This window comes from Lentisalinibacter salinarum, from assembly GCF_040706555.1.
Taxonomy (GTDB): domain Bacteria; phylum Pseudomonadota; class Gammaproteobacteria; order Steroidobacterales; family Woeseiaceae; genus Lentisalinibacter; species Lentisalinibacter salinarum.
Map to the genome: position 1 here is coordinate 317,393 of NZ_JAPDRH010000004.1, position 25,541 is coordinate 342,933.

21 protein-coding genes are annotated in these 25,541 nt (G+C 67.1%); 10 read left to right on the forward strand and 11 right to left on the reverse strand.

Features of this window, described 5'->3' with window-relative positions; all coding sequences use genetic code 11:
• Positions 1-82: 82 nt before the first annotated feature.
• Entirely contained in the window at positions 83-3,028 is a 2,946-nt protein-coding gene (locus ACJMKZ_RS17010) for a TonB-dependent receptor domain-containing protein (protein ID WP_405234414.1), read from the forward strand.
• Positions 3,029-3,166: 138 nt separating this feature from the next.
• Here the strand turns inward: ACJMKZ_RS17010 and ACJMKZ_RS17015 are convergent, their stop codons facing one another.
• A complete protein-coding gene (locus ACJMKZ_RS17015) occupies positions 3,167-5,314 on the reverse strand; it encodes a tetratricopeptide repeat-containing sulfotransferase family protein (protein ID WP_405234415.1) in 2,148 nt (715 codons plus the stop codon).
• A 9-nt stretch (positions 5,315-5,323) separates the two neighbouring features.
• Here ACJMKZ_RS17015 and ACJMKZ_RS17020 point away from each other — a divergent pair, with 9 nt between their 5' ends.
• Together ACJMKZ_RS17020 and ACJMKZ_RS17025 are read left to right on the forward strand one after the other, a co-directional pair.
• On the forward strand, positions 5,324-7,171 hold the full coding sequence (locus tag ACJMKZ_RS17020; RefSeq protein WP_405234416.1) for a tetratricopeptide repeat protein: 1,848 nt from the start codon (positions 5,324-5,326) through the stop codon (positions 7,169-7,171).
• The gene (locus ACJMKZ_RS17025; RefSeq protein WP_405234417.1) at positions 7,171-8,811 is read left to right on the forward strand and encodes a tetratricopeptide repeat-containing sulfotransferase family protein; all 1,641 of its coding nucleotides are present in this window, start codon (positions 7,171-7,173) and stop codon (positions 8,809-8,811) included. Before ACJMKZ_RS17020 ends, ACJMKZ_RS17025 begins: the two co-directional genes overlap by 1 nt.
• Before the next feature lie 18 nt (positions 8,812-8,829).
• On the opposite strand, the gene ACJMKZ_RS17030 is transcribed toward ACJMKZ_RS17025, so the two are convergent.
• A complete protein-coding gene (locus tag ACJMKZ_RS17030) occupies positions 8,830-9,798 on the reverse strand; it encodes a class I SAM-dependent methyltransferase (protein WP_405234418.1) in 969 nt (322 codons plus the stop codon).
• A gap of 82 nt (positions 9,799-9,880) precedes the next feature.
• Between ACJMKZ_RS17030 and ACJMKZ_RS17035 the strand changes: the two genes are divergently transcribed.
• Entirely contained in the window at positions 9,881-11,128 is a 1,248-nt protein-coding gene (locus tag ACJMKZ_RS17035; protein ID WP_405234419.1) for an MFS transporter, read from the forward strand.
• Positions 11,129-11,145: 17 nt separating this feature from the next.
• Here the strand turns inward: ACJMKZ_RS17035 and ACJMKZ_RS17040 are convergent, their stop codons facing one another.
• Positions 11,146-11,910, reverse strand: a complete 765-nt coding sequence (locus ACJMKZ_RS17040; protein ID WP_405234420.1) for an RES family NAD+ phosphorylase — start codon at positions 11,908-11,910, stop codon at positions 11,146-11,148.
• Positions 11,888-12,259, reverse strand: a complete 372-nt coding sequence (locus ACJMKZ_RS17045) for an MbcA/ParS/Xre antitoxin family protein (RefSeq protein ID WP_405234421.1) — start codon at positions 12,257-12,259, stop codon at positions 11,888-11,890. The genes ACJMKZ_RS17040 and ACJMKZ_RS17045 overlap by 23 nt, the downstream gene beginning before the upstream one ends.
• 143 nt (positions 12,260-12,402) lie before the next feature.
• Here ACJMKZ_RS17045 and ACJMKZ_RS17050 point away from each other — a divergent pair, with 143 nt between their 5' ends.
• The 3 genes from ACJMKZ_RS17050 to ACJMKZ_RS17060 are packed head-to-tail and all read left to right on the forward strand — an operon-like array spanning position 12,403 to position 15,419.
• Complete coding sequence (locus ACJMKZ_RS17050) at positions 12,403-12,855, forward strand: ZapG family protein (protein WP_405234422.1); 453 nt, start codon at positions 12,403-12,405, stop codon at positions 12,853-12,855.
• Between the two features lie 15 nt (positions 12,856-12,870).
• Complete coding sequence (gene pdxH / locus ACJMKZ_RS17055) at positions 12,871-13,455, forward strand: pyridoxamine 5'-phosphate oxidase (protein WP_405234423.1); 585 nt, start codon at positions 12,871-12,873, stop codon at positions 13,453-13,455.
• The gene (locus ACJMKZ_RS17060) at positions 13,455-15,419 is read left to right on the forward strand and encodes a tetratricopeptide repeat protein (RefSeq protein WP_405234424.1); all 1,965 of its coding nucleotides are present in this window, start codon (positions 13,455-13,457) and stop codon (positions 15,417-15,419) included. The genes pdxH and ACJMKZ_RS17060 overlap by 1 nt, the downstream gene beginning before the upstream one ends.
• A gap of 37 nt (positions 15,420-15,456) precedes the next feature.
• Here ACJMKZ_RS17060 and ACJMKZ_RS17065 read toward each other — a convergent pair whose 3' ends face one another.
• The 4 genes from ACJMKZ_RS17065 to ACJMKZ_RS17080 form a co-directional block, all read right to left on the reverse strand.
• A complete protein-coding gene (locus ACJMKZ_RS17065) occupies positions 15,457-15,933 on the reverse strand; it encodes a hypothetical protein (protein ID WP_405234425.1) in 477 nt (158 codons plus the stop codon).
• A 42-nt stretch (positions 15,934-15,975) separates the two neighbouring features.
• Entirely contained in the window at positions 15,976-16,212 is a 237-nt protein-coding gene (locus ACJMKZ_RS17070; RefSeq protein WP_405234426.1) for an EF-hand domain-containing protein, read from the reverse strand.
• A gap of 336 nt (positions 16,213-16,548) precedes the next feature.
• The gene (locus ACJMKZ_RS17075; RefSeq protein WP_405234427.1) at positions 16,549-18,825 is read right to left on the reverse strand and encodes a copper-transporting P-type ATPase; all 2,277 of its coding nucleotides are present in this window, start codon (positions 18,823-18,825) and stop codon (positions 16,549-16,551) included.
• A complete protein-coding gene (locus ACJMKZ_RS17080) occupies positions 18,822-20,048 on the reverse strand; it encodes a permease (protein WP_405234428.1) in 1,227 nt (408 codons plus the stop codon). Before ACJMKZ_RS17080 ends, ACJMKZ_RS17075 begins: the two co-directional genes overlap by 4 nt.
• Positions 20,049-20,122: 74 nt before the next feature.
• Between ACJMKZ_RS17080 and ACJMKZ_RS17085 the strand changes: the two genes are divergently transcribed.
• Positions 20,123-20,398, forward strand: coding sequence for a metal-sensitive transcriptional regulator (locus tag ACJMKZ_RS17085; protein WP_405234429.1), 276 nt, complete (start codon positions 20,123-20,125; stop codon positions 20,396-20,398).
• A 9-nt stretch (positions 20,399-20,407) separates the two neighbouring features.
• Here the strand turns inward: ACJMKZ_RS17085 and ACJMKZ_RS17090 are convergent, their stop codons facing one another.
• Genes ACJMKZ_RS17090 through ACJMKZ_RS17100 form a run of 3 tightly spaced genes read right to left on the reverse strand, consistent with a single transcriptional unit; the run spans position 20,408 to position 24,330 of the window.
• Complete coding sequence (locus tag ACJMKZ_RS17090; protein ID WP_405234430.1) at positions 20,408-22,288, reverse strand: potassium transporter Kup; 1,881 nt, start codon at positions 22,286-22,288, stop codon at positions 20,408-20,410.
• Positions 22,285-23,718 (reverse strand): Na+/H+ antiporter NhaC family protein, encoded by a 1,434-nt coding sequence (locus ACJMKZ_RS17095; RefSeq protein WP_405234431.1) that lies wholly within the window; start codon positions 23,716-23,718, stop codon positions 22,285-22,287. Before ACJMKZ_RS17095 ends, ACJMKZ_RS17090 begins: the two co-directional genes overlap by 4 nt.
• Before the next feature lie 9 nt (positions 23,719-23,727).
• Positions 23,728-24,330 (reverse strand): YceI family protein, encoded by a 603-nt coding sequence (locus ACJMKZ_RS17100; RefSeq protein ID WP_405234432.1) that lies wholly within the window; start codon positions 24,328-24,330, stop codon positions 23,728-23,730.
• 172 nt (positions 24,331-24,502) lie between these two features.
• On the opposite strand from ACJMKZ_RS17100, the gene ACJMKZ_RS17105 reads away from it, so the two are divergent.
• Together ACJMKZ_RS17105 and ACJMKZ_RS17110 are read left to right on the forward strand one after the other, a co-directional pair.
• Complete coding sequence (locus ACJMKZ_RS17105) at positions 24,503-25,243, forward strand: glycosyltransferase family 2 protein (RefSeq protein ID WP_405234569.1); 741 nt, start codon at positions 24,503-24,505, stop codon at positions 25,241-25,243.
• Positions 25,236-25,541, forward strand: coding sequence for a lipid-A-disaccharide synthase N-terminal domain-containing protein (locus ACJMKZ_RS17110; protein ID WP_405234433.1), 306 nt, complete (start codon positions 25,236-25,238; stop codon positions 25,539-25,541). Before ACJMKZ_RS17105 ends, ACJMKZ_RS17110 begins: the two co-directional genes overlap by 8 nt.

Here is a 25,541-nt window from a genome sequence, read left to right on the forward strand (position 1 = left end):
CCTGCCATGGTCGTAGTTGTATCGAAAACACAACGCGAGACGCGACCAGATTTTATTAGTTAAACGGTCTGGGGAGAGTTCAATGTTGACTAAGAAACCTCTGACCTGTGCTGTACAGCGGGCGCTGTACGGGGCGGCCGCGGTCACCGCGGCGGCATCCGTCGCGCCGATCGCTGCCCAGGCACAGGACGAAGCCGAAGGCGTTCTCGAAGAGATCGTCGTAACCGGTTCTCGAATCGCCACCGATGCAAACCTCGTCACCGCCAGCCCGGTCACGACGGTTCGGCCCGAGGAAATCAACTCACGGGGTATCACCCGGGTCGAGGACCTCCTGAACGACCTGCCGCAGATCACGCCGGAGCTGACCTCCGGTGAGGCCAACGGCGCCACCGGTACGGCCACCCTCGACCTTCGCGGTCTGGGCTCCGACCGTACCCTGGTGCTGACCAACGGTCACCGCATGGGCTTCGGCGACCCGTTCGCCCTGGCGCCGGACGTGAACCAGGTCCCGGCTCACCTGATCGAGCGCGTCGAGCTGCTGACGGGTGGTGCGGCGGCCGTGTACGGTGCCGACGCTGTCGCCGGCGTCGTCAACTTCATCATGAAAGACGACTTCGAGGGCGTGCAGCTCGACTACCAGTTCTCGGGCTACTCGCACAATAATGACAACAGTGCAGTCCGCGAGCAGCTCGCTGCCTCCGGCTTCGAAGTGCCGGACGACGACGTCCGTGACGGCTACCAGCGCCAGTTCAACGTCCTGATGGGCGTGAACTCCGCGGATGGCAAGGGCAACGTCACCGGTTACCTCGGTTATCGCGAAATTGACGCCCTGACCCACTCTCAGCGCGACTACAGCGCCTGCGCTCTGAGTTCCAGTAACGGCGAGACGTGTGCCGGCTCGGCAACGATCCCGACCGGCCTGATCACCCCATTCGATGGTACCTACTTCACGGTTGCCGGCGACCAGTTCGTGCCGTGGGATTACACGTACTACAACTACGGCCCGCTGAACCACTTCCAGCGCCCCGACGAGCGGTGGACCGGTGGTCTGTTCGGCCACTACGAGTTCGCGGACGAGCTCGAGGTGTACACGGAAGTCCAGTTCATGGACGACCGCAGCCTCGCGCAGATCGCTCCCTCCGGCGCGTTCTTCATAACCAGCTCTATTCCGTGCGAGAACCCGTTCCTCTCGCAGCAGCAGTTCGACACCCTGGGCTGCACGAGCGTCAACGACGTGGCGGCCCCGTGGTACATCGGCCGTCGTAACGTGGAAGGCGGCCCGCGCTTCGACGACCTGCGCCACACCAGCTTCCGCATGCTGCTCGGCGCGCGCGGCGACATCAACGACCAGTGGAGCTACGACGTGTTCATGAACTCGTCGCGCATGCGCTTCAGCCAGGTTTATCAGAACGACCTGTCTATCACGCGCATCACGCGAGCTCTCGACGTCGTAACGGATCCGCGTGCGACCATCCCGGTCGGCGGAGAGCCTCAGCCGAACCCCACGTTCGGTCAACCGATCTGCCGAACGGTGCTGAGCGGCGCGGATCCGTCATGTGTCCCATGGAACGTGTTCCAGACGGGAGGTGTCACTCAGGCGGCGCTCAACTACCTGACGTTGCCGCTGTTCTCCAAGGCGGACATGGAGCAGGACCAGTTCGTGGCCTACGTCCAGGGCGACCTGACCGACTACGGCATCCAGCTGCCGAGCGCCGAGACGGGCGTCCGCGTCATTGCCGGCGTCGAGTATCGTGACGAACTGATGGACTTCAATCCCGACCAGGGCTTCACCAGCGGTGATGGTGCGGGCCAGGGCGGTGCGACCTCGGCGGTCACTGGTGCGATCCTGGTGAAGGAGTTCTTCACCGAGGCTCGCGTGCCGATCGTGCAGGGCGCTCCCTTTGCTGAAGAGATTGCCCTGGATCTTCGCTATCGCAGGTCTTCCTACGACATTCCGGACGAAGACACCAATACCTGGAATATCGGCGGCGAGTGGCGGCCCGTGGACAGCCTCATGATCCGCGGTGGTATTTCAAAGGCGGTGCGTGCTCCGAACATCCGCGAGCTGTTCGAGCCGTCGACCTTCGGTCTCTGGGCCGGCACGGATCCTTGCGCCGGCGCGACGCCCGAGCTGTCCCAGGCGGAGTGCGCCAACACTGGCGTGACCGCGGCACAGTACGGCAATGTGCCGCTTAGCCCGGCAGGTCAGTACAACGCGATCTTCGGCGGCAGTCTGGACCTCGAGCCGGAGGAGTCCGACTCCTTCACGATTGGTGCCGTGTTCACACCTGGCCAGGACGTCTTCGGCGGGGTGCTCGAAGGGCTGACGCTCAGCGTCGACTACTGGAGCATCGAACTGGAGAAGGCCATTGCTGCGGGTATCGGTGAGGAGTTCACCATTAACCAGTGCGCTACCACCGCAAACCCGCAGGTCTGCGGCCTCATCAGTCGTGGACCGAATGGCAACCTCTGGGTCGGGTCGGCGAATATCGTGTCGCAGAACCTCAACATCGGCTTCTTCGAGACGGCCGGTTGGGATATCACTGGTACGTACACGTTCGACATCGGCGAATGGGGTACGCTGGACCTGTCGTTGCGCGGTACGCTCGTCGACAAGTTCGACCAGGCCCCGGTTCCGGAGGTCGTGCAGGAGTGTGCCGGCAAGATCGGCGGTGACTGCGAGCGTCCGCGGCCCGAATGGAAGCACATCTTCAATGCGAGCTGGATGACGCCCTGGGACGTGCAGTTGGTCGGTGCCTGGCGCTACGTCGGCGAGGTGGATCAGTTTGAGGGCGACGACTTCAAGGTCGACCCCGAAAACTACTTCGATCTGTCGGCTAACTACGCGGTCGATTGGTTCGGCGGGCAGACGGTCCTGAACGCGGGTATTTCGAACGTGTTCGACAATCCGCCGCCGGTGAACGGCTTCATCAACAACATCTCGACCTACAGTAACGGCAACACGATTCCGGGCACCTGGGATCACCTCGGCCGCTACTTCTTCCTGGGTGTGACTCAGAACTTCTGATCCCGCTCTAGGTCGAAGCCGTCAAGGATGGCGGGCCCCCGGAGTAGGGGGTCCGCCATTTTTTTTGTCGAGATCAGGATGTACGGATGAGCGCCCAGGGGCAGAGGGTTGCGGATGTCGGGTGCCGGGCCGGTATTGCTACAGATCGTCCCGTGCGAGCACTGAAATCAGGGGCGACAGCTCCTCTTCGTAGTGCCGCCAGCGATCGATCGAGCGGCTGTAGATCGGCTCCCGCACCTGCATGCTGCTCGCCGTCTTCACTGCCCGGCGGTTCTGGTGGAAATCCAGACAGGCCGGATCCCATTCCAGGCCGAGATACTCGATCAGCCTGCGACTCGTGGTCTCCTGATCGCGGACCAGGTCCTGATAATCCACCTCAAGAAATCCGGCGTTGAACGTCTCGCGCCAGTGGGTCATCAGCCGCTCGTAGTTCCGGTAGTAGTGCCCGAGTTCCTCGAGATCGTAGGAGAACTCGTTGCCGACCACGAAATAATTGAGGTAATTGGACAGGCAGGTGTCGAGGGGATTGCGGCGGCAATGCACGATCCTGGCCTTGGGGAACAGAAGCCGGATGAGGCCGATCCTCAGGAAGTTGCTGGGCGCTTTGTCGGTGATACGCGCCGCCGAATCCGCACGGCCATGTAGCACTGCCAGGTAGCGGGCCGACCAGTCGGCGGCCAGGGCAGCGCCGCGATACCGTATCGACTCCGGATATCCCGCCAGCTCCGTCTCGAAATTGGCGAGGGCCGGCAATTCTCCGGCGCCATGTACCCGGGGATGGCTGGCCACGATCTGCTCCACCAGGGTGGTGCCGGAGCGGGGCATGCCGACAATGAACACCGGGACTTCGGAATCCGATCCCCAGTCGCGTGCCGTTTCACGGAGTGCCGGCGAGAACGTCTCGATCAGACGGTCGATCAGGCGGGCATGCTCATCGGGATCGTAGTCGACCGCCCGGCGTCTGATCCCGTTCGCGGCCTGATAATGGCGGAATGCCTTCGCGAATTCGCGCTGATGCTCGGCTATTCTTGCCAGCGCATAGTGGAAGTGCATCGTGTCTTCGGACGACAGGTCCGCGCGTTCGAGTTGCTCTCGTATCGCCGCGGCCGTCTCCGGCTCCGCGCGCACATTGGTGAGATGCCGGTAGGCCTCGGCAAAAGAGGGTCGGATAGCGATCGCCGCCCGGTACTCTGTCGCCGCTGCGTCGGGGCGGCCGAGTTGAAAGAGAACGTTGCCGAGATTGTTCCTCGCATCGGCATAATCGGGGTCGATGGCGATGGCGCGCTCGTAGCAGGCCATCGCATCATGCGGTCGGGCGGTCTCGTCGTACAGCAGCCCCAGGTTGTTGTGTGCCATTGCGAAATCGGGGCGCAGGGCCAGGGCCTCCCGGTATTCGGCGGAAGCCCCGTCGAAATCCCCGCAGGCCTTCAACGCCGTGCCGAGGTTGTTATGAGCCTCCGCGAACCGGGGATCGAGCGCGATGGCGCGCCGGTAATGATCGATCGCCTCATCCATCCGGCCCAGGTCCCGCAGCGTATTGCCAAGATTGTTGTGTGCGCCCGGATAATCGGGAGCAATAGAGAGGGCGCGCTCGAAATGCGGCAATGCCTCTTCCGGGCGGCCGAGCGCCTTCATGGCGAGCCCGACATTGTCGTGGGACATCGCGAACTCCGGAGCGAGGGCTATCGCACGCTCGTACTCGGCCGCTGCCGCCTCGTACCGGCCGAGTTGCATATAAACGTTGCCGAGATTATTGATGGCGCCCGCGAATTGCGGGTTGAGCCGCAGTGCTTCATGGTAGTGACCGATCGCCTCGTCCGGGCGCCCGAGCGTTCGACAGGTCTCGCCGCACATGTTGTGGGCGTCCGCGTTTTTCGGGCTGACAGCGATGGCATTTTTAAGGAGCGTATATGCCTCGTCGTTCCGGCCGACCTGCAGGGCCAGGACGCCTAGGAGATACAGGGCATTCGGGTCCTCGGGCTGCTCCGCCAGGATGGAGCGGTATATTGCCTCCGCCTCGCGCAGACGGCCGGATTGATGATGAGCTACAGCGGTCTGCAGCTGCTCTGCGACGGTTGGCGACATACTCCGGACAGCTCTGATTCGGCTGCCGGCCATTCTACAGTCAACGGGCTCCCTGTGCCGGCAAGGGCCGCGCGTAGCGTCAGGGAGCCCTTGCCCTCGGGCGTCGGGCCCGAAAGAGCCGGCCTGCGGAGTCGGGCCTGAAGGCCCTCCTACATGGGGAGGGGCTGAACCACTATAATAACGGGTCATTTCCGCGATCACGGGTATCGAATGTCCACCGAGAACGCCCCACGGCAGCAGCCTGAATTCTCGCAGCTGCCGCAGAAGCTGAGTGAGGCCGTGGCCGCCCACCAGTCAGGCAAGCTGCAGGAGGCCTACCCCCTGTACCGGGAGTTTCTGCAGGCGAATCCGGAGCACCCGATGGGGCTGCAGCTCTGCGGCCTGATGCTCTCGCAGTTCGGCGACTACCCACGCGCGATCGCCTTCATGCAGGAGTCGCTGCGGCTGTTCCCCAGACAGCCGGACGTGCTGAATAACCTGGGTAACGCGCTTTCGCGGGCCGAGCGGCGCGACGAGGCGATCGACGTCTATCAGGAGGCGATCCGGCTCGAGCCCCGCTACGTGGACGCCCACCGGAACCTGGGCCGCTGCTATCTGCGCCTCGGCAGACTGGACGACGCCGAAGCGAGCTTTCGGCGTTGCGTGGAGCTGGATCCGAACGATGCGCCGGGCTGGCTCGGCCTCGGCAACGTCCATCGTCGCCGGGAAGATTACGAGACGGCGATTCCCTGCTACGACAAGGCCCTGGCCGCCCGCCCGGGCTATGCGGAGGCGCATCACAACAAGGGACTCTGCCTGCGCATGATGATCCGGCCGGAAGAGGCACTGGAGGAATACCGCCGGGCCGGGGATCTGGGCCTGGATCGGCCGGAGCTGCATCTCAATACCGGCAATGCCCTGATCGACATCCACGACGTGGAGGGCGCCATCGCCGCCTACCGGCGTGCGCTGGAGCGCAATCCGCTGGATGCCGAGAGCCATCGGAATCTGAACACGCTGCTGTGGCAGCAGGAACAGCTCGATGATTACCTCGGTTCGTACCGCCGGGCACTGGCCGATTACCCGGCCGCGGAAACGCTGCGCCAGGCCTACGCCATGGCACTCACCCAGCGGGACGATTTCGCCGGCGCCGAGCGGGTGCTCCGTGAGGGTCTGGCACAGACACCGGATTCGCCGGAGCTGAAGAGCCTGCTCGCCTACAGCCTGGAGGGCCAGGACCGCTGGGAGGAGGCGCTGGCCATGCACGGCGAGGCCGTGATCACCACCGGGTCGGTCCCAAACCACCGCATCAGCTACGCCCGGGCGCTGCTGGCCTGCCGCAGGCCGGAAGAGGCGCTGGAACAGGCGAAGCAGGGCGCGGCGCTGATGCCTTTCAATCAGCGGGCGCTGGCCTATCTCGGACTGTGCTGGCGGATGCTGGGCGACAAGCGGGATGCCTACCTGAACGACTACGAGAACCTGGTGGGTGTCTACGAGCTGCCGGTGCCGCCGGGTTACGCGAATATCGACGAGTTCAACCAGCGGCTGGCCCAGGTGCTGAACGGGCTGCACATCGGCAAGCGTCATCCGGCGGAGCAGACGCTCCGGGGCGGCAGCCAGACCATGGGCGATCTGTTCAGCCGCACCGAGCCGGAGATCCGTGAACTGGTGGCCTCGCTCCGGCAGTGTATCGGTGACTACATATCCCGCTTCCCTGACAACCCGGAGCACCCGCTGTTCTCGCGCCGGAGCGAGGGCTTCGACTTCGCCGCCTCCTGGTCCGTGCGGCTGGCCCGCGGCGGCTTCCATACCATGCACATGCACCCCCTGGGCTGGATCAGCTCCGCCTACTACGTGCAGGTGCCGAGCGAGGTCTCGGAGTCCGACGCCCACGGCGGCGGCATCAAGTTCGGTGAGCCGGACATCGACATCGGCGAGTACGGGCAGGCGCGGCGCCGGATCCAGCCGCAGGTGGGCCGGCTGGTGCTGTTCCCGTCCTACATGTGGCACGGCACCGTGCCGTTCGAATCCGACGCGCCCCGCATGACGGTGGCCTTCGACGTCGTACCGGAGAACTGATGGAACCTTCTGCAGAATTCCGCAACGCTTTCGAGGAGGCGCGCCGGCTGCACGCGGCCGGGCGGGTGGCCCAGGCCGAACAGGCCTACCGCCGCCTGGCCGAGCGCGGCGAGCAACGGCCGCTCGTGCTGGAGGCGCTGACCGAGCTCTACGTGGCCTCGGGCCGGGCGGATCAGGCCGTCTCCACCATGAACGAGCTGGTGCGCGCGGAGCCGGACAACCCCTATTACCGCGCCCGGCTCGCCGGCGTGCTGGACGCGACGGGGCAGACCGACGCCGCCATCCGGCTCTACGAGCAGTTGCTGGACAAGCAGCCGGAGCTCGCGCCGGTGCACTTCAACCTGGCGCTGCTGTACAAGAAGCAGAAGCGCTACGAGGACGCGCTGGCCGCCTACCAGCGGGCCGCGGAACTCGGTATCGACCGGGTACAGGAGGTCTGGTCGAACATGGGCGTGCTGTACTCGGACATGCGACGTCCCGATCAGGCCCGGGAGATGTACGAGCGCGCGCTCGCGGCGGACCCGACCTACGTGCCGGCGCTGTTCAACCTGGCCGGGTTATACGAGGAGTCCGGCGAGCGGGAGGAGGCGCTCAAGCTGTACGAGCGCATCCTCGGCATCGAGCCCGGCCACGGCGAGTCACTGGCCCGCATCGCCCACGCCCAGCGCGTGGCGAGCGCGCAAGACCCGATCGTGGGACGGCTGCGCGAGGCGCTGGCGGCCGGCGGTACCGATGCGATCGGCCGGGAAGCCCTGTTGTTCGCGCTCGGCAAGGCGCTGGACGATGCGGGCAGCTACGACGAGGCCTTCGCCGCTTACCGTGAGGCCAACGAACTCGGCAAGCGCCGCATGCCGGCCTACGATCCGCGGGCCGCGGAGGAGGCGGTGGAGCACCTGGTCGGGCTGTTCGATCAGGAGTGGCTCGAGCGTGCCGAGACCGACGTCGAGGCCGAGCCCGTGTTCATCGTCGGCCTGTTCCGCTCGGGTTCCACGCTGACGGAGCAGATCCTCGGTGCGCATCCGGCGGTGAGCGCCGGCGGGGAACTGGACCTGGTGCCCTGGCTGATCGGCAGGTCGCTCGCCCCGTATCCGGACCGGCTGCAGACGATCACCCCGGAGGAGCTGGCCACGGTCGCGGCGGAATACCGGGAGAAGCAGCGCGAGCTCTTTCCCGCGGCGGAGCGCGTGACCGACAAGCGCCCGGAGAATTTCCTGCACCTGGGCGTCATCCGGGCCATGTTTCCTCGGGCACGCATCATCCATACGCGCCGCCATGCGCCGGACAACTGCCTGTCCATCTACTTCCAGCAGCTGGGCGGCAATCTGGGCTACTCGACCGACCTCGGCGATATCGCCCACTACTATCGCCAGCACGAGCGCATCATGGCTCACTGGCAGTCCGTTTTCGGCGACGACATGCTCACCGTGGACTACGACGAGCTGGTGAGCGATCCGGAGCCCGTGGTGCGCCGGCTGCTCGCGTTCGTGGGACTGGACTGGGACGACCGCGTGCTCGACTTCCGGAACGCCGACACCCAGGTGAAGACGGCCAGCGTCTGGCAGGTGCGTGAGGGGCTGCAGACGCGTTCCAGCGGGCGCTGGAAGAACTACGAGCAGTATCTGAAGGATCTGCGCTTCTAAAATTCGGCCACGGGTCGACTACGCCTCGCCGCGCACCGCCACCAGCACCCAGGCCAGCGGCACGCCGGTCTCGGCTACGCCCAGTTCGTCTTCCCGCAGCAGGGTGAAGCCTGCCTCGCGGGCGCGGGCACAGAGTCCGCGGAAGGCTTCCTCGTCGACCGCCGCCTCGCACATCGAGGCCATGCGGCCGGCATAGGCCTGTACCTCGGCGTCCATCCGCTCCAGCCAGCCGAGTACGTCGGCGGGTTCGTAGCGGGCCATGCGCTCGTGCATCGTGCGGATGTCGCGGTACAGCCGGATCACCGTGCCGTCGGCCACGTGCTGGCCGTGGCGGCGCATCAGTTGCTCTACGGCCCGCAGCGCCGGCGCGAAGGATCGGCCCGCCTGGCGGTACCGCTCCCGGTCGCCGCCGCGCATCGCCGCGAACCCCGCCTCGAAGAGGTCATGCGCCAGCGGGAGGAAGCGCGCGTCGATGATTGCCTGCATCGCATCCCGGCTGGCCGCGCACTGGCGGTGGATCCCGCCGCCTTGCCGATGCACGAGCAGCGCGGTCCGGCCGCCGTCGCCCACCAGCCGCAGCAGTTCGGGGAACGCACCCGGCCCCGCGTATTCGATGCCGAACTGGCTGACGGCAATGGTCGCGCTGCCGCTCGCGATCGGCATGGCGCGGGCGTCTGCCACGACGCCGCGAACGTCCGGGTAGCGTTCGCCGATGGCGCGCACGGCGGCAGCCGAAACGTCCACGCAGACGTAGCGGCCGGCATCGCCGAATTGCGCCCGGGCGGCGCCGGTGACGGCGCCATTGCCGCTGGCCACGTCCACGACGAGGGGGCATTCATAGAGTGCCGCGGCCTCGCGGAAGAAAGCCTCCCAGAAACCGGTCACGGCCGGGTGGCTGCTGCCGCCGCCGGTGTAGGCGGCCGCGTCCCGCGCCCCCTGCCAGTAGGCGTCCCAGCTCGAGGTGATGTCGGCGTCCTGTTCGCTCATGTGGGCGGTCGGCATTCCGGTCGCGTGGCGGGGAAGTATAGCAACCGCCACGCGCCCGCCGGACCGGGCGGCTCCGTGCCGTATGCGGCATACTCTGCGCGTGCGCCTCTTCGCCGAAGATCTCCGTCCCGACCTGCCCTGGCTGTCCGGCGGCTTCCTGCTGACCTTTTTCTCCGGCTTCGGCCAGACCTACTACGTGGCGTTGTTCGCAGGCCACCTGAAGACGGACCTCGTCCTGACCGAGGGCGAGTTCGGCACGCTGTACACGATCGGGACGCTGGCCAGCGCGGCGCTGCTGACCTGGGCGGGCAAGCTTGCCGATACCGTCTCCATACGCCTGCTCGGCGCCGGCGTGATCGCCGGCCTGGCGGCGACCAGCGTCGGCATGTCGGCCGTCTCCTCCGCGTGGACCCTTGCGCTGGCCTTCTTTGGCCTGCGCTTCTTCGGTCAGGGCATGCTCACCCACGTGGCGATGACGGCCATGGGCCGCTGGTTCAATCGCAAGCGCGGCAGGGCGGTGTCCATCGCCGCCCTCGGGCTGCCTGCCAGCGAAGGGATGCTGCCGCTGCTGGCCGTCGCGGCCATCGGCCTGTTCGGCTGGCGCGGCGCATGGATAGCGGGCGCGGCCCTGCTGGTGATCGTGGCGCTGCCCGTCTTCGGCGTGCTGCTGCGCCACGAGCGCCACCCCACCCGCGGGCCAGCGGCTGCGACCCAGCCGGACGAGGAGGGCATGCGCCGGCACTGGACCCGCGGCGAGGTGCTGCGCGACCCGCTGTTCTACGCGCTCATGCCGGTGCTGCTCGCGACGCCGTTCATCATCACGGCGCTGTTCATCAACCAGGTGCCGCTGGTCGAGCTGAAGGGCTGGGATCTCGCCTGGTTCGCCGCCAATTTCCCGGTACTGGCGGCCGCGCACGTGGTGGGCGCGCTGGCGGCGGGTCGGCTCGCGGACCGGTTCGGCGCGCGGCGGCTGCTCACGGTCTACCTGCTGCCCATGGGCGCCGGCATCCTGCTGCTCGTGTTCGCCGAGAGCCGGCTGGTCCTGCCCGGCGCCATGGTTCTGCTCGGCGCGAGCCTGGGCTTCGCGTCCACAACCCATGGCGCCGTCTGGCCCGAGCTCTACGGTGCCCGCCACCTGGGCGCCATCCGGGCGGTCACGACGGCGCTCGCGGTCTTCGCCACGGCCCTGTCTCCTGGGCTGGTGGGCATTCTGATGGACCGCGGCGTCGGCCTGGAGCTGCAGCTCGGCGTCATGGGCGTCTACTGCTTCTTCGCGTCCCTCTGGACCGCGCTGCTGCAGGGCCGGCTGGAGCGCATCGCCGCCGGCTGACCGCCTGATCGCCTTGCTCAGGCGGGCTGCGGCAGGCGACCGTCCACCAGGAACTGCTCCCGCGGGAACCAGGTGCGCCGCTGGCCGAAGCGGAACTGCACGCCTTCCGGCCGGGTCTCGCACAGCCCGCTGACCGGGTTGCGATGGCGGCGCGAGCGTAGCGCATCGGGCCGGAGGAGCGCGATGTTGCACTCGCGTCCCGGTGCGCGGGCCGACAGATAGGTGAACGCCGCCGTGCCCGCGCCGCGCAGCACCGTACCCAGCGCCTGGCAGGGGCCGTATTCCGCGGGATGGCGCAGCACCCCCTCGTGACGCGCGAACGGCGGCGCCTCGAGACGGCGCCCATGATCGGTCTGGTAACGGGCCTCGAAGCGGGTGTGCTGGCTGATCACCCGGTCGGCGAATGGGGTCTCCATGCCCTCCAGGAAGACCAGCCGGTAGTAGGCGACCTCTGCGAGCAGCGCCGTCTCGCTCAAAGAGCCGTAGAAGATGCCCGGCTCGTAGCGACGCCCGAAGCGCGAACCCCAGGGCAGAGGCGGGTAGCGCCAGGGCGCACGCAGCAGATAATCGAAGCGCCCGGTGCCGTCGGCGGGGGACGGCTTGGAATCCTCCAGCAGGCCCTCGAGCACCTCGTGCTCGTCGAAGTCGTCCACCAGCGGGACGGTGACCTTCTGCTCCTGGTTCTCGACGATGCGCAGCAGCGTCCCCATGAGTGCCGTCTCGGGCGCGCGGGCCGCGACCCGGCGCCAGAACGGCTCGTCATAGCTTGCCGCGGATGGCATCCAGGTAGCCGGTAACGGTGACCAGGCCGGCGACGTCGCGCAATTGCTCGCGGGGGACGCCACCCGTGTGCGTATTGGCCGTCGCCAGCCACTCGCGAAGCTGCCCCTCGTCGTCGTCCACCAGCACCGCCAGCGAGCGGTAGCAGCGCAGCAGCAGCAGCGCGAGCTCGCCGGGTTTGCTGTCCGGGTCGATGCCGGAACGGGAGATACTGGAACGGTCGCGGCCGATGACGGCAGAGAGTTCGTCCCGGGACAGGCCCATGCGGGCGGCGGCGCGCAGCGTGGCCTTGCCGAGGACGGCGGCCGGATCGGGAGAGGACTTCGCGTGCGGGGTTTTCACGGGTTCCATGGTAGGTTCATCCGACGGGAAATGCAATTGCAAGGAAAATCGCAAAAACGTGCAAATGCCGTTACTTTGACGCCGATGCAATCCACGATGGGGGCCGGTGCGCTGTCGTGATATGGTCGGCGCAGGCTTTGCAGGAGGAATCCATGGAGGAATTTTCACTCGTATCGTTGCTGATCGGCGCCGCCATCGGCCTCGCGCTGGGCGCCGGCGGTCTGTTCGTCTGGTTCCGCTATGGCGGCGGAGCCACCGGCACGACGTCCGCCCGTCGCCGGGAAGAGGCCTACCGGGAGGAGGTGGCTGATCATTTCGTCAAGACGGCCGAACTCGTCAATCAGCTGACGGACAGCTACAAGGAAGTCTTCGACCATCTGCGCGAGGGTGCCGGCCACCTGGTCGACGAGGAGATACTGCGCCAGCGTCTCGCCCATCAGGACGACGAGAAGGTGACACTGCAGCGCATCGGTTACGCGGGCAGCGGCGACGGCCGCAAGGCCGGGGAGAAGCGGAAATCGGCCGAGACCGGCCAGCCCGGCGAGAGCCGCAACGGCCGGGCGGGCGGCGACGGCGGCGAGGTCGCCGACGAACCACGATCGTGAAATGAAGCGTCCCTCATGAAGCGCTACGGGGATCCGTACCAGCATTTCCGGGACTGGTTCGCGCAGGCCGAAGACGCCGAACCGGCATTCCCCGAAGCATTCGCTCTTGCCACCGCCGACCGCAACGGCGTGCCGTCGGTGCGCATCATGCTGCTGAAGGGCTACGACGAGCGGGGCTTCGTCTTCTTCACCAATCTGGAGAGCCGCAAGGGCGGTGAGATCGCAGAGAATCCCGTGGTCTCGATGTGCTTCCACTGGAAGACCCTGGAGAAACAGGTGCGCATCGAGGGGCCGGTGGACCCGGTGAGTGCCGAGGAGGCCGATGCCTACTTCGCCACCCGCCCGCGAACCAGTCAGCTCGGTGCCTGGGCGTCGCGGCAATCGCGGCCGCTCTCGGGCCGCTTCGAGCTGGAGGCGGAGGTGGCCCGCTACACCGCGAAGTTCAACATCGGCGAGGTGCCGCGGCCGCCCCACTGGTCGGGTTTCCGGCTGCGTCCGGAACGGGTGGAGTTCTGGCGCCAGTACGCTTTCCGCCTGCACGACCGGCTTGAGTACCGGCGCGGTGACGGCGGCTGGGAATCCCGGTACCTTTTTCCCTGATGTCCACCTCCAGTGCGATGGAATTGCTCCGGCAGGGGCTCGAGCATCACCGTGCCGGGCGCTTCGGTGAAGCGGCCGAGCTGTATCGATCGGCGCTGGAGGCGCAGCCCGAACATCCCGATGCGCTGTATCTGCTCGGGGTCATCAACCTGCAGACCGGCGATCCGGGCGCCGCTCTGGCGCTGCTCGAACGTGCCGTAGCGGCCAGCCCGGCACAGCCCGAGTTTCGCAATACCTGCGGCGAGGCCTATCGTGCGCTGGGACGCACGGAGGCGGCCATGGAACAGTACCGGGAAGCAATCAGGCTCAACCCCGGGCATGCCGGCGCGGAGAACAACCTCGGCAACGCGTGGCGGGACCGCGGCCGTCCGGACGAGGCGCTCACACACTACCGGCGCGCCGTCGAACTCGCGCCGGATTTCGCGATGGCGCGGAACAACCTCGGCGTCGCCCTGAAGGAGCAGGGTGCGACGGAAGAGGCCATCGAGCAACTGGCGCGGGCCATCGAGCTTGCGCCGGATTATGCGGAGGCGCACAGCAATCTGGGCAATGCGCTCCAAGAGGCGGACCGCCCGGAGGAGGCGGCAGCGAGCCACCGACGGGCGGTAGATCTGCAGCCCGGCTATGCCGAGGCGCATCTCAATCTCGGTAACGCGTTGCGTGCACTGCACCGAAGCGCAGATGCGCTGGCGGCATACGAGCGGGCGGCATCACTGCGCCCGGACCTGCCCGTCGTGCACTACAACCGTGGGATCGCGCTCGACGAACTCAGCCGTCCGGGAGAGGCGGCCAGGGCCTACGAGCAGGCGATAAAACTGGATCCGGGCTATGCCGACGCGCATCACAACCTCGGCAATGCGTACGATCAGCTGGGACGAAATGCCGATGCTGTCGCCTGCTTCCGTCGGGCGATCGAACTCAGGCCCGACTATGCGGAGGCCTATCGCAACCTCAGTCGGCTCGATCCCGAGGCCGATCTTGCCGGGCCGGTCGCTGCCCTGCTGAGCGAGGGCCGGATCTCGGAGGCCGACGCCGTCCACTGCCACTTCGCGCTCGGCAACGTGCACCAGGCCGCGGGTGATTTCGATGCTGCTTTCGAGCATTTCGCGGCGGGCAACCGGCTGCGGCGCAAGGCGGTGACCTATGACTCCCGACAATACGGCGAATATGTCGACCGCCTGATCGCCAGCTATTCCGAAACGCTGTTCCGTCACCCTCCCGTGCCCGGGTCAGGATCGGAACGGCCCGTGTTCATCGTCGGCATGCCGCGCTCGGGGACCACGCTGGTGGAGCAGATCGTCTCCAGCCATCCGCAGGTGCATGGCGCCGGCGAACTGAGGACGCTGGTCGAAATCGAGGCGGCTTTGTCGGCGTCGGGACAGGGCGGAGACCCGTATCCGGAGTGCATCCTGACGATGGATGCCGCGCTCGCGCGAGAGCATGCCTCGCGGTATCTGGCCGAACTGCACCGCCACTCAGCAGACGCCGCGCGCGTGACGGACAAGCTGCCCGGCAACTTCGTGCGCATAGGTCTGATCCGGTTGCTGTTCCCGCGTGCGCGCATCGTCCATTGCCAGAGGAACGCCCTCGATACCTGCATCTCCAACTTCGTGCATTTCTTCGCAACCGGAAACCAGTATTCGTTCGATCTGCGGGAGCTGGGGCTCTATTACCGTGACTACGAACGGCTGATGCAGCACTGGCACCGTCTGTTCGGCGACGACCTGCATACCGTCGAGTACGAGGCATTGCTCGCCGACCAGGAAGGCGAGAGCCGGCGGCTGATCCGCTATCTCGGGCTCGACTGGGATGCGCGTTGCCTGGAATTCCACGAAAACACGCGTCCGGTGCACGTCCTGTCGGGCCATCAGGTCCGGCGGCCGATCTATACCGGCTCTGCCGGACGCTGGAAGCGCTATGAGCGCCACCTGGCACCGCTGATCGAAGTCCTCGAGACGCTCTGAATCTGCCGGCAGCCGGCGCTCCCCTTCTCCCGGTGCGTTATCTGGGCGCCAGGTCGGCGTCTCCGAGGCCGTCCAGGCGGTACCAGATTTCGCCCCGCACGAGTTCGCGGGCCGCGCGGGTCTCAGCGATCACGTCGTCGACCGAGCGCTCCGGATGCACGTCGGGGAAGAGCAGGGCGGGGTCGCGCTCGGCGTCCTCGAACGAGTCGTAGACGTTCACCGTCGCGTAGTCGTACGGTTTGGCCGTTCCGAGCGGATAGCGCACCTCGTACAGCCCCCAGCCGCGCATCAGTCCGCGTTCGATGCGCTCGGCGTGTACGGCCTTCCAGGTCTCGCGCTCGATGCGCTCGTAGGCGGCCTTGTCCGCCGGCTCGACCTTCATGAAGTCCACGACGTAGACGAGCGGATCCTCCCGCTCGGCCACGGCGACCGAGGTGCTCACCCCCGCGGCGAAACCCGCGCCGAGCAGCACGAGCGCGACGAGCAGACCCTGAGGCGATCGATAGGCATCCATAGGTTCCTCCTGAGTGTGCCTCCTGCATGTGCAGGCGTGACGCTAGCGTTGCAGCCACCAGTCGACGAACTCGTCGAACGCAATGGATCCGTCCTGACGAGTGTCGATCTCGCGGAAGCCGATGCGGGCTTCCTCCTCGGTGGCGCCGGCTTCGAGCTCCTCCAGCATTTTGACGAACTCGTCGAACTCGATGCGGCCGTCTCCGTCCCGGTCGTTGTAATCGAAGCTCTCGCGGAGTTCCCGGGCTTCCTCCTCGCGGAGCGACAGGGGCTTGTCCATGATCGACTCCTCCTCTGTGACGTTTCCTGCCCCCGATTCTCGCATGGAATGCCGGGCCCCACGCCGTAGGAGGGCCTTCAGGCCCGATCCGCGGTCCTATGGGCGTTGGCCCGCCCCAGTCGCTGACGTGCCCGTAGCCGAGAGGTCTGGCACCGATCAGTCACCGTATCTGACTGGCAGATCCTCCCGGCCACCGCGAGCACGGCCGTCATGCGGGGGTATCCATCGCCGCGACCTTTTGTCGGGAGCAAGATGGATACCCCCGCAGGGCGGCCATAAAAGAAGGGGGTCGGGCCTGAAGGTCCTCCTACAGCCGGATCGGGCCTGAAGGCCCTCCTACAGGTTCAGGCGGCGGAGGCGGAGGGAGTTGCCTATCACCGAGACGGAGCTGAGGCTCATGGCGGCCGCGGCGATCATCGGGCTCAGCAGCAGGCCGAACCAGGGATAGAGCACGCCGGCGGCGACCGGTACGCCCAGGCTGTTGTAGATGAAGGCGAAGAACAGGTTCTGGCGGATGTTGCGCATGGTGGCGCGGGAGAGCGTCAGGGCCTTGGCAATGCCGCGCAGGTCGCCCTTCACCAGCGTCACGCCCGCGCTCTCCATGGCGACGTCGGTGCCGGTGCCCATGGCGATGCCGACGTGGGCCTTCGCGAGCGCGGGGGCGTCGTTGATGCCGTCGCCGGCCATCGCCACCATCGCGCCGCGCTCCTGCAGCTCCGTGACGATGCGGTTCTTGTCCTCGGGCAGCACCTCGGCGTGGATCTCGTCGATGCCGAGCTCCCGGCCCACTGCCTCGGCCGTCGCCCGGCTGTCGCCGGTGAGCATGACCACGCTGATACCCGCCTCGTGCAGGGAGCGGAGCGCCTCCGGCGTGGTTTCCTTGATCGGGTCGGACACCGCGACGAGGCCGGCCGGTGCGCCGTCGACGGCAACGAACATCACCGTGCTGCCTTCGCTGCGCAGTTCGTCGGCACGGTCCGCGAGTCCGTCGTCTCCCGCCCCGACCTCGTCCATCATGGCCCGGTTGCCCACCGCGATGCGTCGTCCGTCGACCGCACCGGACACGCCCTTGCCGGTCACCGAGCCGAAATCGCTGACGCCGGCGAGGCTGACCCCGCGCTCCCGCGCGCCATCGACAATCGCGGCCGCCAGCGGATGCTCGCTGGCCCGTTCCAGCGATGCCGCCAGGCGGAGCAGGTCGTCCTCGGCGAGATCTCCGCCGGCCTCCACGGCCGTGAGGCGGGGGCGTCCCTCGGTCAGGGTGCCGGTCTTGTCCACCACCAGCGTGTCGATCTTCTCCAGCGTTTCGAGCGCCTCGGCGTTCTTCACCAGGATGCCGCTCTGCGCCCCCTTGCCGGTGCCCACCATGATGGCCATGGGCGTGGCCAGTCCCAGGGCGCAGGGGCAGGCGATGATCAGCACGGCCACGGCATTCACCAGGGCATAGGCCATGGCGGGCTCGGGGCCCCAGATGGACCAGACGATGAAGGCGATGACGGCGATGCCGACGACGGTCGGCACGAACCAGCCGGCCACCACGTCGGCCAGCCGCTGGATGGGCGCGCGGCTGCGCTGGGCCTCGGCCACCATGTGGACGATGCGGGAGAGCAGGGTGTCTTCGCCCACCCGGGTGACCCGCATGATGAAGCCGCCGGTCTGGTTGACGGTACCGCCGGTGACGGGGTCGTCCGCGCTCTTCTCCACCGGCAGCGGTTCGCCGGTGATCATGGATTCGTCGATCGTGCTGCGTCCGTCTTCGATGACGCCGTCCACCGGCACCTTCTCGCCCGGGCGGACGCGCAGGCGGTCGTCGACGGCCAGTTCGTCCAGCGGGACGTCCTCCTCCGTGCCGTCCTCGCGGACGCGGCGTGCGTCCGCTGGCGCCAGTTCCAGCAGCGAACGGATGGCCCCGGAGGTGGCCCGGCGGGCGCGCAGCTCGAGAACCTGTCCGAGCAGCACCAGCGTGGTGATGACCGCCGCAGCCTCGTAGTACACGCCCACGCGGCCGCTCGCATCGCGGAACGAGGCGGGGAACAGTTGGGGCGCGATGGTGGCGACCACGCTGAAACCGTAGGCCACGCTGACGCCGAGCCCGATCAGCGTGAACATGTTCAGGTTCATGGTCCGTACCGATTGCACGCCGCGCACCAGAAACGGCCAGCCGCCCCACAGCACCACCGGCGTGGCGACCGCGAGCTGCAGCCACTGGGAGAGGCGGGCCGGGACCAGCTCGTGGAACGGTTGCCCGGGCAGCATCTCGCCCATGGCGTAGAGGAACAGCGGCAGGGTGAAGGCGGCGCTGATCCAGAAGCGGCGGGTCATGTCCCGGAGTTCGCTCTGGTCCTCCTCGCCCGTCACCACGCCCTCTGGTTCCAGCGCCATGCCGCAGATCGGGCACGAGCCCGGCTCGGTCTGGCGGACCTGCGGATCCATGGGGCAGGTATACACCGTGCCTTCGTAGCCGGCGGGGACCTTGTCGTAGCGGCCGTCGTCGGGTGCCGTGCTGCGGGCGTGATCGTGGCCGCAGCAGTGATGGCCGTGTTCCGGCTCGGCCGAGGAAGCGGGAGGCTCGTCGTGATCGTGGTGATCGTGGTGATGGCACTTGTCGTTCATGCGATGACTCCGCTGACGAACAGGGCGACGCCGCCGCCCAGCAACAACAGGATGAAAAGTCCGGTGACGACGTCCTGCACCCCGACGCCGCCACCACCGTGCTCGTGATCGTGTCCGTCACCGCCGGCCATGCGGCGGTGCCGCCGCCGCAGCCACAGCATGACGCCGGTGAGGGCGACGGCGATCAGGTTCATGTAGAACGTGTAGTCGAGCTTGAACTGTGCCACCTCGCCGGCCTCGCGGCTGCTCTCCGGCATCATGCCGAGCCAGAGGAAACCATAGTGCAGGATGATTGCCGTGGCGATGATGCTCACGTACATGATGCCCGCGATGTACAGGGCCACACGCCAGCCGTAGTACTTGGCGTTCACCTTCACCAGCGGCGGTACCATGAGGTCGGAGTAGATGAAACCCATGATGCCGGCGAACAGCACGCCGCCCGAGTTCAGCACAGTGGCGAGCGGGATGTTGCCCATGGAGCCGATAAACGTCGCCGCGGCCACGAACGGCGCCACCGCCGCGTTCTGCAGCACGATCCAGAAGTTGTCGGGATTGGCCGCGGCCGCCTCGGCGAGGAACAGCGCCTGCCAGAAGCTGTCCGGCACGTAGACGGCGATGAAGCCGGCCAGCGTGAAGCCGACCAGGATCTCCTGCCACACCATGCCCCACTCGTTGGCGAAGTTGTTGCCCACGCGGCACCAGCCCTCGAAGCTCGCGATGCGCTGCTTCCAGTCGAAGTCCTCTTCGTCGGTGTCGGTTTCCTCCTTCACCTTCTCCCGGGCGGCGTCCAGCCAGCGGCGCGGGTAGGTGAGCCGGATCAGCATCGAGCTGATCGCGATCAGCACGACGCCGCCCACGACCTCGGCGGCCAGGAACTGCCAGCCCAGGAAGATCAGGATCAGGATGCCGAGCTCGATGACGAGGTTGGTCGACGCGAACATGAAGGCCACGGCCGCGACGAAATGCGCGCCTTTCTGCACCAGGGCGCGCGCGGCCGAGAGGGCGGCGAACGAGCAGGAGCTGGAGATGGCGCCGAAGATAGTCGCCAGGCTGACGCTGCCGGCGTCAGCCGCGCCCATGTGGGCCGTCAGGCGCTTCTTCGGCACGAAAGCCTGGATGGCGGCGCTGATGGTGTAGCCGAGCACGAAGGCCCAGCCGGACTTCCAGAAGAAGCCGGCGGCGGTTTTCGCCGCCTCGCCGTAAGTGACCCAGAAATCACCCATGTCGGGCCCTGTTGCTCCGCGGACTCGTCTTCATTAGACTGCTACCTTATACCCCCATGGAGTATTGAGTCAACGTGGACACACCGGATCATGATGCGGCGGTGCGACGCCTCCGGAAAATCGAAGGGCAGGTGCGCGGTATCTCGAGGATGATCGAGGAGGAGCGCTACTGCATTGACATTCTTCATCAGCTGCAGGCGGTGCGCTCGGCATTGAACAAGGTGGAATCGCTGGTGCTGAAAGGCCACGCCGCTACCTGCATCGAGGAGGCCATCCGGGCGTCGGATCCTGCCGATCAGCGCCGGAAATTCTCGGAACTGGTGGAGCTGTTCGAGCGCACCAAGCGCTGAGCGGGTCGGTCAGATACGCATGCGGACGCCCACCTCGAACACCTGGTCCGGCGGCAGATCGAAATACAGCGTCGTGCGGCGCGTGTTGCGCCGGATGAGTACGTACAGCCAGGACCGCCACCACGCCATGCCCGTCCTCGCCGCGGGGTACTCCGTCTCCTGCTCCAGGAAATAGGAGGCCCGCTCCGGATCCAGGCCGATGGCGTGCTCGTCGTTGGCCTGTTCCAGGTCTTCGCGGGGCCTCGGCTCGTCCATGTAGCCGTAGTAGGCGACGATGCGGTGGATGTCGTCGCGCAGCTTCGTCACCTTCAGCCGCTCGTCGCGCCGGACGCGGGGCCGGCGCAGCGTCTTCGCCGTGTAGATCACGACCAGATCGTGCAGCGCCCGGTTGTGGTGGAGGTTGTGGATCAGTCCGTGGGGCGTGCCGCGCTCGTTGGCGGCGAGATAGACCGCCTGCCCCGGCACCCGGCGGTAGTAGCCGCCTCCCAGGGCCGCCAGGAATTCCCTGACCGGCGTGGCTTCGTTGCGCATGTGGCGCTGTTCGGTGGCGCGGCCCCGACGCCAGGTGGTCATCACGAGGTATACGCCCGTCGCGACGCCGACGGGCAGCCAGCCGCCGTCCATGAACTTGCCGGCGTTGGCCGCGAAGTAGGCGGTGTCGGGAACGATGAAAAGGACCGTTGCGGCGAGCGAGACGGGCAGCGCCCAGCGGAAGATCCGTCGTTCCGCGAAATACAGCAGGATGGTGGTCACGAGCATGGTTGCGCTGATGGCGATGCCGTAGGCGGCGGCCAGATTGCCGGAGCGCTGGAAGCCGGCCACGAGCGCGACGGCGGCCACGAGCAGCAGCCAGTTCACGGACGGCACGTAGATCTGGCCCCGCTGTCGGGACGAGGTATGCACGATCTTCACCGTCGGCAGGTAGCCCAGGTTCTGGCCCTGGAACGTGAGTGAGAACGCCCCCGAGATGATGGCCTGCGAGGCGATGATGGTGGCGAAAGTCGCGAGGCCTACCATCGGATACAGCGCCCAGCCCGGCACGAGCTCGTAGAAGGGGTTCACCAGCGCATCGCCCTCGCGCAGGATGAGCGCGCCCTGACCGAAGTAGTTGAGCAGCAGCCCGGGTAGCACCACCACATACCAACCGACGCGTATCGGCGCTCGACCGAAATGCCCCAGGTCGGCGTACAGCGCCTCGCCGCCGGTGACCACGAGAAAGACGATGCCGAGGATGGCGAACGCATGCAGCCCGTTGTCGCCGAAGAAGGCGACCGCGTGCCCCGGGTTCACGGCGGTGAGCACCGCGGGGTTCGCAATGATGCCGGGCAGACCGGCGAGGCCGATGCAGGCGAACCACACCAGCATGACCGGGCCGAAGATGATGCCGACCCCGCCCGTACCCAGCCGCTGCACGGCGAACAGCCCGCAGAGGATGGCGATGGTGACCGGCACGACGTAGGGCTCGAACACCGGCGTGGCCACCTCCAGGCCTTCGATGGCGCTCAGCACCGAGATGGCCGGCGTGATCATGCCGTCGCCGTAGAGCAGGGCGGCGCCGAAGAGTCCGAGCGCCATCACCGCCGTCCGGCCCCGGCCCTTGAGCGGCCGGCGCACCAGTTCCATCAGTGCCAGGATACCGCCCTCGCCGTAGTGATCCGCGCGCAGCACGAACACGAGGTATTTCACGGAGATGACGAGGATGAGCGACCAGAACACCAGCGACAGCACGCCGAGGACGTTGGCCGCCGTCGCCGCCACCCCGTAGTCGCTGTAGAAGCACTCGCGCACGGCATACAGCGGGCTGGTGCCGATGTCGCCGTAGACGACGCCGAGAGCGGCGAGCGTCAGCGGCGCGAGCCGCTTGCCGCCTTCCTCATCACCGTTATTCACGGCGGTGGTTGCCGCGTCTCGGAACCGTCGTCGGCTTCGTACGTGCGACCGAAGCCGGTGACGGCCGCGATCAGCATCACGGCCGCGAGGAACCAGCCGTGCAGGACGTACGCCCAGACGTCGGTGGGTGCCACGGCCTCCACGAAGTCGTACTGCTGCTCCAGCGTGCGCAGCGTCTGGTAGCCGATCAGCACGCCGCCGCCCCAGGGGAAGATGTAGCCGATGGCCGACGTCACGGCGTCCAGCATGTTGGCACGCCGGTAGGGATGCAGGCGGAAGCGCTTGCCCAGCCGGGAGATCACCGGGCCGGCGGCGATCTCGGCTGCCGTGTTGATGGTGATGAACGCGTTCAGCGAGAAGACGATGCTCCACATGGCCGTCTCCGCCCGGGCGACGGAGTCTCGGGCGAAGCGGCGCAGCCGGTCGATCAGCGCCTCCAGCGCGCCGCCCAGGCGCATGATGTGACCGCCGGCCACGATCAGCAGGATCAGGATGGCCAGTCCGACGTAACCGGCGACCCCGTCCACGAGCGCGCCGCCGACGAGATCCCGGTCCGGGTCGATGAACAGGATGTCGGTGGGTGGCGCGAGACCCAGTGCCAGCTCGAGTACGACGGCGCCCAGGATGCCCCAGGTGAGCGCCACCAGGATGTGGTAGCCGCGCAGCGCCAGGAAGATCACCAGCGCGAACGGGGCGAGCAGCACGAGGCCTTCGGGCGAGGCGGTCTCCGCGAACAGCGCGTTCGCCCGGGCGGCGTTCACCGGATCGCCGTCGCCGCCGAGCAGCGTGAACAGCGCCAGCGCCGGCAGCGCGGCGATCAGGGCGTACTTGACCCGCGAGCGCACGACGCCCGGGATGTCCGTCTCCTGGGTGGTGGCCGAGACCACGGTGGTGTCCGACACTGGTGCGAGGTTATCGCCGAAGGCGGCACCCGACAGGATGGCGGCGAACAGCCACACCGGGTCGGCGCCCAGCGTCACGCCGGCGGGGAACATGAGCGTGCAGAAGGCGACGGCAGTGCCGTAGCCGGTGCCGACCGCGGTGCCGAAGGTGGCAGCCAGCAGGAAGGTGGCGCCGACGAACAGCCCGCCGGTGGCGCCGGACTGGGCGCCCACCCAGACGAGCCCATCCACCAGACCGCCGACCCGCAGCACCTGGGCGAACATGCCCGCCCAGAACCAGGCGACGATGGTGACCGCGGCCACCGGGTTGGCCATGCCCTCGAACACCGCGTTGGCGTAATCCGCCCAGCGGCTGCGGCAGAGCAGCATGCCGAGCGTCAGGCCGCCGATCATGCCGAGTATGAGGCCCTGCTCGTCGGGGGCGCCGGCCACCGAGATGGCGACCGCCCAGACCACAAAGAAAAGCAGGGGGACGGCGGCGCCGAGGCGCCCGCCGCGGAAGACGAGTGAACCGGCGCCGTCGGTCATGCGGCCGGCCTATTGCGCGCCGCCGTGGATCAGTTCGACCTCGATGGTCAGCGTCACCTCGTCGCTCACCGCGGGCACGTACTGGTCCAGGCCCCAGGCGGAGCGCAGGACCGTGCCGTTGGCCGAGACACCCACCGCGGGGATCTTTTTCAGCGGATGCTCGCCGGCGCCGTTGATCGTGGCGGCGAGCGTGACCGGTACCGTCTTGCCCTTGACCGTGAGTCCGCCGGAGATGTCGTAGGTGTTCTCGCCGGTCTTCTCCACGCTCGTGGACTCGAAAGTGATGGCGGGGTGGTTCTCCAGGTCGAAGTACTCGGCGCCCATGAGATGGCCGTCGAACACCTCCACGCCGCTGTCCACGCTGGAGACGTCGATGCTGACGTCGATCTCGCTCGCCTCCGGGTCTTCCGTGTCGAGCTTCAGCGTGACGTCGAAGTCGTCGAAGCGAACCTTCGGGCTGGAGAAGCCGAGATGGGTGTAGGAGAAGATCACGTAGGCGTGCTGATCGTCCTCGTGATAGCTGCCGGAAGGCACTTGGGTCAGATCGGCCGCGCCTGCGGGAGCGCCTGCCGCCAGCAGGGCTGCTGCGGTGATGAACGTCGTGCGTCGCATGGATTCCTCCGCTGTGGGAACCGTTCGCATGCTAGCACGCGGCTGGCCGGGGCTTCAGCGGGTTTGCCCAGTCTGGAAAGTCGTCGCGAAGGATTTCCGTGTGCCAGAGCCTCTAACGGGCAGGAGCCCCGCCGTCAGGATCGTGCCGGCGAGATTTTCACGCGTGAATGCCATGAAAAACCGGGATCGAATCGAATACAGCATCGTCATCCCGCTTCGCAACGAGGCGGAAAACGTGGGCCCACTGGTGGACGAGATCCTGGCGGCCGATCGCAAGAAGCCGCCGGCGGAGATCGTCCTGGTGGACGATGCGAGCACCGACGACACCGTGGCCGCGGTGCGCTGCGCGCGGGTCCGGCACGGCGAGGTGATCGTGCTGGTGCGTAACGGACGGCAATGCGGGCAGAGCACGGCGGTCCGCAATGGCATACAGGCAGCCCGCTCGCCCTGGATCGTCACCATGGATGGTGACCGCCAGAACGATCCCGCGGACATACCTGCCATGCTGTCGCGCCTGCGTGAGTCGCCGGTCGAGGACATTCTCGTGATCGGCCACCGCGTGGCGCGGCGGGATACCTGGCTGCGCCGCCAGGCCTCCCGTCTTGCCAACGGCGTGCGCGGCGCGCTGCTCCACGACCGTGCTCCCGACACCGGCTGCGGGCTGAAGGCATTCAGCCGCGAGGTGTTCCTGGAGTTGCCTTATTTCGATCACATGCACCGCTTCATGCCGGCGCTCATGCTCCAGCACGGCGGCAGGGTGGAGTCACTGCCGGTACGTCATCGGCCGCGGGTCGCCGGCCGCTCGAAGTACGGCATCCTCGACCGCCTCTGGGTGGGCATCGTCGATCTCTTCGGCGTCGCGTGGCTGGCACGGCGCAACCGACACACGGAATGGACGCGAGACAATGCCTGACGTCAGCATTCCCGCCGTCTGGCTTGCCGTCGGATTCGCCGGCCAGGCCCTGTTCTCCATGCGTTTCCTGGTGCAGTGGATTGCCAGCGAACGGGCCCGCCGCAGCGTGATCCCGAAGCCGTTCTGGTACCTGAGCCTGGCAGGCGGGCTGACGCTGCTCGCCTACGCGATCCACCGTCACGACCCGGTCTTCATACTCGGCCAGTCCACGGGCGCGTTCATCTACGGCCGCAATCTCTGGCTGATCGCGACGGAGCGTGCGCAGCAGGCGGCACCGCAGACCCCTCAGACGGACTAG